Genomic DNA, 13,162 nt, shown 5'->3' with positions numbered 1-13,162 from the left:
AACCGGGGTGACCATGGCCGACAACACCACGAACGCGCCGACGTACGACGGGTCGGTGGGCCGGTCCGGCAACGGCCGGGCGCTGCCCACCCCCCGTACGAACTCGGTCCTGTCGCTTGACGACGGTGACCCGGCGGACCTGGCCACGATCGGGGTGGAGGAGGAGTTTCACGTCGTCGACCTGCACACCCGGGAGTTGGTGCCCCGCGCCGGGGAGTTGCTCGACCGGCTGCCGGCGACCTCGTTCACCGCCGAGCTACACCGCAGCGTGGTGGAGACCAACACGGCGGTCTGCCGCACCCTCGACGAGATCCGCGTGGAGCTGACCCGGCTGCGTCAGGCCGCCGTCCAGGTCGCCGACCGGGCGGGCCTGGGCATCGTGGCGGCCGGCACGGTCCCGCTGCGCGCCGACGGCGACCCCAGCGTCACCCCCACCTCCCGCTACCGGCGGATGCTCGACGAGTACCAGATGCTCGCCCGGGAGCAGTTGATCTGCGGCGCGCAGGTGCACGTCGGTGTCTCCGACCGGGATCTGGCGGTGGCGGTCACCCGCCGGGTCCAGCCGTGGCTGCCGGTGCTGCTCGCCCTCTCCACCAGCTCGCCGTACTGGATGGGCCAGGACAGCGGCTACGCCAGCGTCCGGTCCCTGGTCTGGCAACGGTGGCCCACCGCCGGCGACCCGGGCGAGGTGACGAGCGCCGCGGACCACGAGGCGCTCGTCGCCGAGCTGATCTCCTCGGAGACCATCACCGATCCAGCCATGATCTACTTCGATGTCCGGCCGTCGGCGCACGTGCCCACGGTGGAGCTGCGGATCACCGACGCCAACGCCGACGTGGAGACCATCGTCCTGCTCACCGGCCTGTTCCGGGCGCTCGTCCGGCGGGAGGTCGCCGCCCTGCGCGCCGGGGTGGAGCGCACGGCCGTACGACCACCCGTGCTGCGCGCCGCGCTGTGGCGGGCGGCCCGCTCCGGGCTCGAAGGTGATCTGCTCGACCTGCCCCGGTCGGCCCGACCGGTGCCGGCCGCCCAGGCGGTCCGCCGCCTGGTGAGCGACCTGCGCCCCCAACTGGAGGCCACCGGGGACTGGGAGCAGGTCAGCGAGCTGACCCGCTACGCCCTGGAACGCGGCAGCTCCGCCGCGCGGCAACGGCGGGCGTACGAGCGACGTGGTCGGTTGGCCGACGTGGTCGACCTGCTGCTCGACGAGACCCGGGGCCGGGTCCGCGGCCCGCTGCCGGGTGCGCCGACACCGCCGGCGCTGTCCGCGTACGCCGACGACGCCGACGAGGTCTTCGGACCGACCGGACCGCAACCGGCGTACGCCCCGATCCTCGCGGCCCTGCGCCGGCTCGGTGCCGGCGCCCTGCGTCAACGCGAACACGACCGGGACGAGGAACAGCGGGCCCGAGGCGTGACGTTCAGCGTGGCCGGCGAGGCGAGCACCCGGCTCTTCCCGGTCGACCTGGTGCCCCGGGTGGTGCCCGCCGACGACTGGCGGACCCTGCGTACCGGCCTGGTGCAGCGCGCCCGCGCCCTCGACGCGTTCCTGCGCGACGTCTACGCCGACCGGGCGGTGGTGGCCGACGGCGTGGTGCCGGCGTGGGTGGTGGAGTCCTCACCCGGGCTGCGCCCGACCGGGGCGTTGATGGGCCGGCGGGGCACCCGCGCCCAGGTGTCCGGCACCGACCTCGTCCGGGACCCGGACGGCGGCTGGTACGTGTTGGAGGACAACCTACGGGTGCCCTCCGGCATCGGTTACGCGGTGCAGAACCGTCGGTTGACCCAGGCGGTGCTGCCGGAGCTGCCGGTGCCGGAGGGTCTGCTGCCCGCCGACGAGACGCCCGCGATGCTGTACCGGGCGCTTGTCGCCGCCGCGCCCGCCGCCGCCGACGATCCCGCCGTGGTCGTGCTCAGCAGCGGTCCGGGTGATCCGGCGTGGTTCGAGCACCGGCTGCTGGCCGACGAGATGGGTGTGCCGCTGACCGAGACCAGTGACCTGCTGGTGGAGGAGGGTCGGGTCCGGCTGGTCCGCGAGGGTTGCCGCCGCGAGGTCGACGTGATCTACCTGCGGATGGACGAGGAGGCGCTGCTGCACGCGCCGGGCGCGGACGGCGTGCCGCTGGGCTGGCCGCTGCTCGCCGCGGTGCACGCCGGGCGGCTCACGCTCGCCAACGCGCTTGGCAACGGTGTGGGTGACGACAAGGCGCTGTACGCGTACGTGCCCCGGCTGATCGAGTACTACCTGGGCGAGAAGCCGCTGCTGGGGGACGTGCCGACGTACCTGTGTGGGCTGCCCGAGCAGCGGGCCGAGGTGCTGGGTCGGCTCGACGAGCTGGTGCTCAAACCGGTCGACGGGTACGGCGGTGACCGGGTGGTGATCGGCCCCCGCGCCGAGGCGGAGGAGTTGGACGCCGTACGCGAGCAGATCCTCGCGGCCCCGCACCGGTGGATCGCCCAGGAGATGGTCGCGCTCACCACCCACCCGGTCTTCGACGGCAACGCGCTCGCCCCCCGCCACGTCGACCTGCGGGCGTTCGTGTTCCTCGGGGACACCGCCGAGGTCGCGCCGGTGGCGCTGACCAGGGTGGCGCCGGCCGGCAGCATGATCGTCAACTCGTCCCGGGGTGGCGGCTCAAAGGACACCTGGCTGCTCGGTGGAGCCGACGAACCGTCGGTGTAACTCACGCTTGACCCATCCGTCATCGGTACGCAACCCGGCCCGCCAAGCCTGGACCGGTCAGCGGCCCCGAGCGGATCCAGCCGACGAGAGGTGAGTGCCATGTGCGGTATCGGAGGCGAGTTCCGCCTCGACGGGGCGTCACCTGACCTGGCCGCCGTCGAACGGATGCTCCCCGCCCTGGCCTCCCGGGGCCCGGACGGGGAGGGTCGGTGGCAGCAGGGGTCGGTGGCGCTGGTGCATCGCCGGCTGCGCATCATCGACCTGTCCGACGCCGGCGCGCAGCCGATGGTCGACCCCGAGCTGGGCCTGGCCCTGGTCTTCAACGGCTGCATCTACAACTACCGGGAACTGCGCGACGAGCTGACCGCCGCCGGTTACTCCTTCCGGTCCACCTCGGACACCGAGGTGATCCTTAAGGCGTACCACAGGTGGGGGACGGCCTGCGTCGAGCGGTTCTACGGGATGTTCGCCTTCGCCCTGGTCGAGCTGGAGACGCACACCCTGGTGCTGGCCCGGGACCGGCTCGGCATCAAGCCGCTCTACCTGGCCGAGGGGCCGGGCCGGGTGCGCTTCGCCTCGACGCTGCCGGCGTTGCTCGCCGCCGGTGACGTGGACACCGACCTCGACCCGGTGGCGCTGCACCACTACATGAGTTTCCACTCGGTGGTGCCGCCGCCGCGCACGATCCTCGCCGGGGTCCGTAAGCTGCCGCCGGCCACCGTGCGGGTGATCACCGCGGACGGCCGGAGCACGGACACCACCTACTGGCGGCCGGAGTTCAACCGGGCCGCCGCGCCCGCCATGTCCGCCGACGAGTGGCAGGAGCGGCTCATGGCGGCGTTGCGCACCGCCGTACGACGGCGGATGGTCGCCGACGTACCGGTCGGTGTGCTGCTCTCCGGCGGTCTCGACTCCAGCCTGATCGTCGCCCTGCTGGCCGAGCAGGGCCAGACCGGGCTGGCCACCTTCAGCATCGGCTTCGAGGCGGCGGCGGGGGAGAGCGGCGACGAGTTCCACTACTCCGACCTGATGGCCCGCCACTTCGACACCGACCACCAGCAGATCCGCATCGGCGCCGAACGGTTCGTCCCCGCCGTGCACCAGGCCATCGCGGCGATGAGCGAGCCGATGGTCAGCCACGACTGCGTCGCGTTCCACCTGCTCTCCGAGGAGGTGTCGCAGCGGATCACCGTGGTGCAGTCCGGGCAGGGCGCCGACGAGATCCTCGCCGGCTACGACTGGTACCCACCGATGGCAAACGTGGCCCGCGCGGACGCCGTCGAGGCGTACGCCCGGGTGTTCTTCGATCGTCGCCACGACGCGCTCGGCGGGCACCTGGCGCCCGAGTGGATGCTCGACCACGACGCCAGCCTGGAGTTCGTCACCGCGCACTTCGGGGCGCCCGGCGCGGACACCGCGTTGGACGCGGCGCTGCGCCTGGACAGCCTGGTGATGCTCGTCGACGACCCGGTCAAGCGGGTCGACAACATGACGATGGCCTGGGGGTTGGAGGCCCGCGTGCCGTTCCTCGACCACGAGGTCGTCGAACTGGCCGCCGCCTGTCCACCGGGCATGAAACTGGCTGAGGGCGGGAAGGGCGTGCTGAAGGCGGCGAGCCGGGGCATCGTCCCGGACGAGGTGATCGACAGGCCGAAGGGGTACTTCCCGGTGCCCGCGATCCGGCACCTCTCCGGCCCGCTGCTCGACGACGTGCGGGACGCGCTGACCGCCCGTCCGGCGCGCGAGCGGGGCCTGTTCCGCAAGGACTACCTGGAGGAGTTGCTGGAAGCACCGAACGCCCGGCGGACCACGCTGGGCTCCAACGCGCTCTGGCAGCTCGGGCTGCTGGAGCTCTGGTTGCAGCGGATCGGGGTTTAGATGAGCGTACGGATTGAGCCGCCGCGCACCAATCGGCGGACCCGACCCGCAATCCACCGGCCGATGTCCACGCCGGTGCCCGCAAGCGAGGACTTCGCCCCGGCGCCGTCCCCCGACGGTCGCCTGGTGGCGTTCCTCTCCGACCGGGCCGGCACGCCCGGCGTCTGGGTCTGCGAGGCCGACGTGGGGGCACCCGTCGCGCTGCCGGTGGGCGACGAGCCGGTCCTGGCGCTGAGCTGGTCCCCGGACGGCGAGTGGCTGGCCTGTGTCGTCGCCCCCGGCGGCGCGCCCCGCACCGAGCTGTGGGTGCTGCGCCCGGACGGCACGCGACGCCACCAGGTCGCCGGGTTCGGCCGCCGCAGCGCGGCCCTGGCCGGCTGGCTGCCCGGCGGCGCGCTGATGATGGTCACCGAGACCGACGAGCACGGGCAGGCACTCCTGGTCGACGCGGCCACCGGGCACCGGCGGGTGCTCGCCCAGGGTGACCTGCTCACCCTCCTGGACGTGACCCCGGACGCCGGGGTGGCGCTGCTGCGTCGCGGGCCCCGCAACGCCCGCTGGCTCGAACTGCTCGACGTGCCCACCGGGGAGCGACGGCGGCTGTTGCCGGACACCGGGCGGGGCAGTACCGACCAGGGCTGGTTCGGCCCGGGCGGCACCAGCGTGCTGGCCCGCACCGACGCGTACTCCGAGCTCGCCGCGCTGGTGCGCGTCGACCTGGCCCGACCGGAGCAGCCGCCGGCCCGGCTCGCCGGGCGAGGAGACGCCGAGCTGGAACATGTCACGCCAAGCCCGGACGGGCACCGCTGCGCGCTGCTGTGGAACACCTACGGCGGGCGCAGCGAGCTGAGCCTGCTCGACGTCGCAAGCGGTGTGCAGCGGGCCGTCGCCGCCCCCGGTGAGGTGCTCGACGACACCGTCTTCGCCGCTGACGGCGGCCTGCTCTGCCTCACCGCGCAGGGGCCGGTGCAACCCCGGGAGGTGTGGCTCGTCGACCCGTCGACGGGCACGCCGCGCCCGCTGCGGCCGGACACCGCCCCGCGCAGGGACGACGCCGGTGTCGCGCCGCAACTTGTCGACCTGCGTGCCCGCGACGGGCTGCCGCTCTCCGGCTGGCTCTACCGCCCGGCCGGGCCGGGCCCCTGGCCCACCGCGATCAGCCTGCACGGTGGCCCGGAGGCGCAGGAGCGTCCCGGCTACCACCCACTGTTTCAGGCCCTGGTGGCGCAGGGCGTCGCGGTCTTCGCGCCAAACGTCCGCGGGTCTTCCGGGTTCGGCCGCTCGTTCGTCGCCGCCGACAACCTCGCCGGCCGCTACGGTGCGATCGCCGACGTGGCGGCCTGCGCCGACTTCCTCGTCGACGCCGGTGTCGCCCGGCCCGGTCAACTCGGCGTGCTGGGCCGCTCCTACGGCGGCTACCTGGTCCTCGCGGTGCTGGTGAACTTCCCCGGATTGTTCGCCGCAGGCGTCGCCGAGTGCGGCATCTCCGACTTCCGGACCTTCTTCGCCGGCACCGAGCCGTGGATCGCCGCGGCGGCCGTCAGCAAGTACGGCGACCCGCAGCGCGACGCCGAGCTGCTGCGCGACCTCTCTCCGATGACCCACGTCGACCGGCTGGACGTTCCGGTGCTGCTGATCCACGGCGCCAACGACACGAACGTTCCGGCCGGCGAGTCGGCACAGGTCGCCCAGGCCCTCGCCGAGCGGGGTGTGCCGCACGGGCACCTGGTGCTCACCGGTGAGGGCCACGACTTCCTGACCCGGGCCAACGCGGAGGCAGCCCGTACCGCCACCACCGGCTGGTTGACCCGGCACCTCTGCGCCACCGTGACCGTCATCGGCTGAGGCGATATCCTGCGCCGATGGACGTCGCGGCGCAGGGCGAGCGGTTGGCCGCGGACCTGGGTCGCTGGCTTGCCGAGCTGACCTTCGTCGACCTGGACACCGACGAGGTCACCGCACGGGTGATCGACTCGGTGGTGCGGTGGGCCGAGGCCCAGGGCTGGCGGGTCTATCGGCGCGCGCCGAGCGTGCTGCCGTTGCCACCGCCGCTGGAGCAGCGACACTCGGTCCTCGACGTGGCGTGTGCCCGCCCCGACGGCCCACCCCTGGTGGTGGAGGTCGACCACACCGACCGGGCCCGTACGGTGCAGAAGCTGCGCGCCGAGGCGGACGCCGGCCGGATCCCGATCTGGGTGCGGTGGGGCGTCGGGCGGTTCGCCGCACCGCCACCGCCGGTGCGGATGGTGACCGTCGAGGTGACCCGCCGGGCCGGGCCGGCGGGGCGTGGTCGGCTGCACAGCCGGGTCGGTGACCTCCCCGCTCCAGCCCACTCGACAGGTGGTGGCACGGTGACCCCGCAGGCGCTGCCGATCCCGCTGACCGGCCCGGGCCCCGCCGACGACGCCGGTAAGGGCACCTGAAGCGAATCGTAAGCGGGTGCCGGCAGAGTTCTGGGTGTCACCGCAGAGCACGACAAACACCCAGGAGATCCCGATGCGCAAGCTCATCAACTCGACCTACATCACCCTCGACGGCGTCATCGAGAACCCGATGTGGACCATGCCGTACTTCGACGAGGAGGCCGCCAGCCTCGCCGGCGCGCAGACCGAGGAGGCCGACGCCATGCTGATGGGCCGGGCCACCTACGACGGCATGTCCGCCGCCTGGCCGACCCGGGACGAGAGCGACCCGAGCACGGGCGCCGCGTACTTCAACAACGTCAAGAAGTACGTCGCCTCGACCACCCTGACCAACCCCACCTGGAACAACACCGAGGTGCTCCAGGGCGACCTGGTCGAGGCGGTCACCGCGCTCAAGGCCCAGCCGGGCAAGAACATCATCCAGTACGGCTTCGGCTCGGTCACCGCCGAACTGCTCCGGGCGGGCCTGGTGGACGAGGTCCGGTTCTGGATCCACCCCGTGCTCGAGGGCGGCCCCAGCGTCACCACGCCGCTGACCGACGTCAAGGCGTCGTTCGACCTGGTCGACACCCGGGTGCACAAGAGCGGCGTGATCGTCGCCTGGTACCAGCCGAAGGTGAGCCGCTGAGCACCGGTCAGAGCTGGGCCCGAGCCTCGCTCGGGCTCAGCCGCGCGCCCTCGGCGAGCAGCGAGTCGAAGCGGTCCGGTCCGAGTTCGGCCCGCAGACGCGCGGTCACCCGGTCGATCTCGTCGAGTTCGGCCGGGGCGGCGGGGGACTGCGTGGCGAGCCGGGCGGCGGCCGCCGCGCCCAGCAGCCGGGCGGCGACCTCGGCGGAACGCACCGCCGCCGCCATCCCCTCCAGCGGGCCGACCGCGTCGCGCATCGTCGCCATCGCCTCGGCGGCCTCGAACGCCTCGACGTGCAGGGCCAGCGCGGCGTCCGGGTCACCGCCCAACTCGACCGCGTAGCCCAGCTCGACCAGGATCATCGGCAGGTAGAGCGCGGGTTGGCTCTCACCCCGGCCCAGGTCGGCGAGGCGGCTGAGGTGGGTGACGGCCAGGTCGAGCTTGCCGTCGCGGCGGGCGGCCAGCCCGAGGCTCATCTCCGCGAAGATCACCGCGCCGGGTGAGCCCTGCTCCACCGCCAGGTCGTACGCGCGCTCGGCCAGCTCCCGGCCCTGGGCGTAGTCGCGGGTCTGCACGGCGAGCCACGCCAGCCAGGACAGCTCGGCGCAGACCTGCGGCCACAGCGCCAACTCCTCGGCCCACCGCAGCCCTTCCCGGTGCAGCGCGGCGGCGCGCTCGTGCTCGCCCCGCATGTCGGCCAACCCACCCACCCACTCGGTCGCCCGGAGCCGACCCCACCTGTCGCCGAGGTCGGCGAAGAGCGCGGCGCTGCGGGTGGCGGTGCGCTCCAGGGCGCTCTGGTCGCCGTTGGCGTGCGCGATGTGGGCGAGAGAGGTCAACACCGCGGCCTCGGTCCACGGGTCGGCCGGGGCGGTGGGCAGCAGCTCCGACACCAGGGCCAGGTCGCCGTGTTCGATCGCCGCGTTGGCCGCGAACCAGGCGGCGTGGCTGCCCGGGTCGGCGGCCACCGCCGCGCGTACGTCGTCCGGCGCGATCACCTCGCCCTGCGACAGGGCGAAGCCGACGCGCCAGGGAGCCGCGCGGACCTCCTGCTCCGGATCGCCGGGCACGGCGAGCGCCCGCCGGGCCTCGGTGAGCTGGCCGCGCAGGAACCAGTACCAGCTCAGCGCGGTCGCCAGGCGCAGCCCGCCACCGTGTGCCAGCGCCGAGCGCAGGTTCGCCAGCTCGGTGTCGAGCAGCGCCAGCCAGCGTCGCTGGTCGGCGCCGCGCAGCTCGGGGTCGGCCCGCTCGGCCAGCTCGGTGTAGTAGGTGGCGTGCCGGGCGCGGACCTCGTCGGCGTCGGTGAGGCGGTCCAGGCAGAACGCCGCCACCGACTCCAGCAGCCGGTAGCGGGGGGCCACACCCGAGTCGTCGAGCACCACCAGCGAGCGGTCCACCAGCCGGGCGAGGGCGTCCAGGTCGGTCTGGCAGACCTGTTCGGCGGCCTCCGGGGTGCAGCCGTCCGGGAACACCGCCAGCCGGGCGAGCACCACCCGGTCGGGCTCGTCCAGCAGATCCCAGCTCCAGCCGATCACCGCGGTCAGCGTCCGCTGCCGGGGCGGCACGTCCCGCTGCGCGGTGCTGAGCAGCCGGAACCGGTCGTCGAGCCGGTCCACCACCCCGCGTACGCCAAGCGCCCGGACCCGGGTCGCGGCCAGCTCCAACGCCAGCGGCAGACCGTCGAGGCGGCGGCACAACTGGGCCACCGCGGCGGCGGTCTCCGTGTCGAGGCGGAAGCCGCGCTGCTGGGCGGCGGCGCGGGCCACGAACAACCGGGCCGCCGCCGAGCGCCGGACCGCGTCCGGGTCACCGTCGTCCGGCACCGGCAGCGGTGGTACCTCCCAGAGCAGCTCACCGGTCAGCCCCAGCGGCTCCCTGCTGGTGGCCAGCACGCTCACCCCGGGCACGTCGCGCAGCAGCCGGGCGACCAGCTCGGCGACCGGTTCGACGACGTGTTCGCAGTTGTCCAACACCAGCAGCAGTTGCCGGTGCCGCAGGGCCGTGACCAGCCGCTCGGCGGGGGACTGGGTCGGGCCGGAGGCCTCGTGGGCACCCAGCGCGCCGAGCACCTGTTCGGCGACGCGGCCGTCACCGGCCGGGAGCGGGGCCAGCTCGATGAGCTGGACGCCGTCCGGGTAGGACGCCGCGCGCGCCGTCTCGGTGGCCAGCCGGGTCTTGCCCACGCCACCCGGCCCGACGAGCGTGACCAGCCGGTGCCCCGGCAGCAGCGCCCGCAGCTCGGCAAGTGCCTCGTCGCGCCCGACCAGCTCGTCGAGCGCGGCGGGCAGGCTGTTCCGGATGAACGCCGCCTTCGGCGGTGCGCTCAGACCGGCGTCCTGTTCGAGGATCCCGCGGTGCAGGGCGACCAGCTCCGGGCCGGGGTCGAGGCCCAGCTCGTCGGCGAGCCGGGCCCGCAGCTCGGCGTAGCTCTCCAACGCCTCGGACTGCCTGCCGGCCGCGTACAACGCGCGCAGCTGCACCGCCCGCAGGCCCTCGCGCAAGGGGTGCTTGCTGACCAACTCGGCCAGGTCCGCGGCCACCAGGTCGTGCTCACCCCGGGCCAACCGGGCCTGCGCCAACCGCTCCTGAACGACGAGTCGCTGCTCGGTGAGGCGGCCCACCTCGGCGCGGACGAACTCGGCGTCGGCCACGTCGGCGTACGCCTCGCCGCGCCACAACGCGAGAGCCTCGGCCAGCCGCTCGGCGTCGGCGCAGCGGGCCAACTCGTCGAAGCGGGCGACGTCGACCGCGTCGACCCGCAGCAGGTACCCGGGTGGTCGGGACTCCACCAGCTCACGGGCACCGGGCTCGGCATCGTTGAGCGCCTTGCGTAGCTGCGACACCCGCACCTGGAGCGCGCCGGCCGGGTTGGCCGGGGCGTCGTCACCCCACAGGTCGTCGATGAGGCGGTCCGCCGAGACCACCTGGTTGCGGTTGACCAGGAGGTCGGCCAGCAACGCCCGGACCTTCGTGCCGGGCACCACCACCGGCTCGCCGGCGTCGGTGGTCACGGCGAGCGGCCCGAGCACCCCGAACTGCACGGCGATCATCGTAGCGCTGGCAGCCCGACCCGAAGCCGGCGCTGATCCGTGCCGCACCCGCCGCGCCCGCGCCTCTGCTCCGGCGATCTTGCACTTTCTGCGGCGACATATGTCGTGAAAGCCGCAGCACGGCGACACAAAGTGCAAGATCGCGCGGGTCGGAGACGGGTTCGCCGTTCGTGGTCATGGCGTGCGGGCGGCTCAGGGGGTAGAAACATGTCAACCCTTCGGTGCGACCCCACCGTCGGCCGCAGGTGTCAGAGAGCGCTCTCACCGCCCCAGCTGTGTCGGGCGTACGTCCCCGGCCAGCGGAGAGGACGAACCACATGACAGCCCCGTCCCGACGGGTGCGCCGGAGATCCGGTCGTACCCTCCTGCTCGCCGTTCTGGCGACCACCGCCGTCACGATGACCAGCACGGCGGCCAGCGCCGGCCGCCCGACGCACGGCGCACCCGACTTCGGCCCGAACGTGACGATCTTCGACCCGTCCATGCCGGTCGCCGAGATCCAGCAGACCCTCGACGCGGCGCACGCCCGGCAGGTCGACAACGAGATGGGCACCGACCGGCACGCCTACCTGTTCAAGCCGGGCACGTACGGCACGGCCACGCAGCCGTTGCAGGCCAAGGTCGGTTACTACACCGAGGTGTCCGGCCTGGGCGCGTCGCCCACCGACGTCACCGTCAACGGCAAACTGGAGGTCTACAACCGCTGCCTCGCCGACGGTGGCACCGGCAACTGCCTCGCACTCGTCAACTTCTGGCGCACCCTGTCCAACCTCTCGCTCACCATCAACGCGGCCGGCCAGGACGGCTGCCGGTCGTCGGCGAACTTCTGGGCGGTGTCCCAGGCGGTGTCGATGCGCCGGCTGAACATCGGCGGCGGCGGTCTGTCGCTGATGGACTACTGCACCGCCGGGCCGCAGTACGCCAGCGGCGGGTTCATCGCCGACTCGCGGCTGCCGGCCACGACGAACGGTTCACAGCAGCAGTGGCTGACCCGCAACAGCGAGGTCGGCGGCTGGTCGAACGCGGTCTGGAACCAGGTGTTCGCGGGGGTCGAGGGCGCGCCGGACGACGCCTCGTTCCCCGACCCGCCGTACACCACCCTGGAGACCACCCCGATCAGTCGGGAGAAGCCCTACCTCTTCGTCGACGGCAAGGGTCGCTACCAGGTCCGGGTGCCCGCCGCGCAGCGCGACAGCCGGGGCGTCTCCTGGGCCGACGGCATCACCCCGGGGCGCACCATCGGGATCGACGACTTCTTCGTCGCCAAGCCGACCGACTCGGTACGCGTCATCAACAGTCAGTTGGCGCGTGGCAAGCACCTGCTGCTCACCCCGGGCACGTACGACATCGCGCGCAGCATCGAGGTCCGGCGCCCGAACACCGTGGTGCTCGGGATCGGGCACGCCACGCTCACCGCGGTCGACGGCGCGATCCCGCTGGACGTGGCGGGTGTTCCCGGCGTGATCGTCGCCGGTGTCACGATCGACGCCGGCCCCGTCGAGTCGCCGGTGCTGCTGCGGGTCGGGCGCGGGCACGGCCGCGACGCGAGCAGTGCGCACAACCCGACCACCCTCTCCGACGTGTACTTCCGGGTCGGCGGCCCGCACATCGGACGGACCGACACCGCACTGGAGGTCAACAGCGACGACGTGCTCATCGACCACACCTGGGTGTGGCGCGGGGACCATGGCGTCGAGGGCTTCACCGAGGGTGTCAACGGTGACACCGACCGCTGGCGCACCAACACCGGTCGCTACGGTGCCGTCATCAACGGCGACCGCGTGACCGCGACCGGCCTGTTCGTCGAGCACTTCCAGCGGTACAACACGGTCTGGAACGGTGAGCACGGCACGACGATCCTCTACCAGAACGAGTTGCCGTACGACCCGCCGACGCAGGCCGACTGGATGAACGGCCCGGTCGAGGGCTGGGCCGGTTACAAGGTCGGTGACCGGGTGCGTCATCACACCCTGTACGGCGGCGGGGTGTACGTCTTCAACCAGAACAACCCGTCGATCCACACAGAGAACGGCTTCGAGGTGCCGAAGCGGCCGGGGGTGCGGCTGCACCACATCATGACCGTCAACCTCAGCGCCGGCACGATCGACCACGTGGTCAACGGCGTCGGGGACGCGGCCGACATGACCAAGGTCGGCGCTCCGGTCTACCTGACCGAGTACCCGACCTCGTAGCGCTTCGGGCGTACCGACGGTGCCGGAGCCGGCGTCGGCTCCGGCACCGTCGTGTGGTGCGGGCCGGGGAGATTCCGCGTCGATGGGCTTGAATTCCTATCGATCCGGTAGGAAAATAGGTGAATGCCGGTAGGGCCGCTCCTCACCTCGCGTCTGGTCGTCGACCTGATGCGCACCGCCAGCGAGCTCTGTCCGGGCACACCGGGCACCGACTGAGCGCCGCAGCACCGCACTCCCTCTCCGGCCACGCCGCCGGCTCACGCACCGACCCGTGACCCCCGCGCACCGGCGCGGCTCCGCACGGTCGCC

The 13,162-nt window shown here is 73.1% G+C and carries 7 protein-coding genes; 6 read left to right on the top strand and 1 reads right to left on the bottom strand.

Annotation, left to right across the window (positions count from 1 at the left end):
• Positions 1–13 precede the first annotated feature (13 nt).
• The 5 genes from AB0C15_RS18115 (at position 14) to AB0C15_RS18095 (ending at position 7,612) form a co-directional block, all read left to right on the top strand.
• Positions 14–2,683 carry a carboxylate--amine ligase/circularly permuted type 2 ATP-grasp protein gene (locus AB0C15_RS18115; protein ID WP_357353246.1) on the top strand — a complete coding sequence of 890 codons (2,670 nt, stop codon included), beginning with the start codon at positions 14–16 and terminating at the stop codon, positions 2,681–2,683.
• Between the two features lie 99 nt (positions 2,684–2,782).
• Entirely contained in the window at positions 2,783–4,561 is a 1,779-nt protein-coding gene (locus tag AB0C15_RS18110; protein ID WP_357353244.1) for an N-acetylglutaminylglutamine amidotransferase, read from the top strand.
• Positions 4,562–4,624: 63 nt separating this feature from the next.
• Positions 4,625–6,406 carry a S9 family peptidase gene (locus AB0C15_RS18105; RefSeq protein ID WP_357353242.1) on the top strand — a complete coding sequence of 594 codons (1,782 nt, stop codon included), beginning with the start codon at positions 4,625–4,627 and terminating at the stop codon, positions 6,404–6,406.
• A 17-nt stretch (positions 6,407–6,423) separates the two neighbouring features.
• Positions 6,424–6,984, top strand: coding sequence for a hypothetical protein (locus AB0C15_RS18100; protein WP_357353240.1), 561 nt, complete (start codon positions 6,424–6,426; stop codon positions 6,982–6,984).
• A gap of 16 nt (positions 6,985–7,000) precedes the next feature.
• Positions 7,001–7,612, top strand: a complete 612-nt coding sequence (locus AB0C15_RS18095; RefSeq protein WP_357353238.1) for a dihydrofolate reductase family protein — start codon at positions 7,001–7,003, stop codon at positions 7,610–7,612.
• A 7-nt stretch (positions 7,613–7,619) separates the two neighbouring features.
• Here the strand turns inward: AB0C15_RS18095 and AB0C15_RS18090 are convergent, their stop codons facing one another.
• Positions 7,620–10,661 carry a BTAD domain-containing putative transcriptional regulator gene (locus AB0C15_RS18090; RefSeq protein WP_357353236.1) on the bottom strand — a complete coding sequence of 1,014 codons (3,042 nt, stop codon included), beginning with the start codon at positions 10,659–10,661 and terminating at the stop codon, positions 7,620–7,622.
• Between the two features lie 317 nt (positions 10,662–10,978).
• Here AB0C15_RS18090 and AB0C15_RS18085 point away from each other — a divergent pair, with 317 nt between their 5' ends.
• The gene (locus AB0C15_RS18085) at positions 10,979–12,853 is read left to right on the top strand and encodes an adenylyl cyclase (protein ID WP_357353234.1); all 1,875 of its coding nucleotides are present in this window, start codon (positions 10,979–10,981) and stop codon (positions 12,851–12,853) included.
• Positions 12,854–13,162 lie beyond the last annotated feature (309 nt).

Origin of the sequence: Micromonospora sp. NPDC048835 (genome assembly GCF_040649995.1) — a bacterium.
Classification (GTDB): domain Bacteria; phylum Actinomycetota; class Actinomycetes; order Mycobacteriales; family Micromonosporaceae; genus Micromonospora.
This window is presented reverse-complemented; position numbering and strand designations above follow the sequence as displayed.

Coding starts and splice junctions, on each gene's coding strand:
- AB0C15_RS18115 (WP_357353246.1), top strand. CDS start 14: ATGGCCGACAACACCACGAACGCGCCGACGTACGACGGGTCGGTGGGC.
- AB0C15_RS18110 (WP_357353244.1), top strand. CDS start 2,783: ATGTGCGGTATCGGAGGCGAGTTCCGCCTCGACGGGGCGTCACCTGAC.
- AB0C15_RS18105 (WP_357353242.1), top strand. CDS start 4,625: ATGTCCACGCCGGTGCCCGCAAGCGAGGACTTCGCCCCGGCGCCGTCC.
- AB0C15_RS18100 (WP_357353240.1), top strand. CDS start 6,424: ATGGACGTCGCGGCGCAGGGCGAGCGGTTGGCCGCGGACCTGGGTCGC.
- AB0C15_RS18090 (WP_357353236.1), bottom strand. CDS start 10,661: ATGATCGCCGTGCAGTTCGGGGTGCTCGGGCCGCTCGCCGTGACCACC.
- AB0C15_RS18085 (WP_357353234.1), top strand. CDS start 10,979: ATGACAGCCCCGTCCCGACGGGTGCGCCGGAGATCCGGTCGTACCCTC.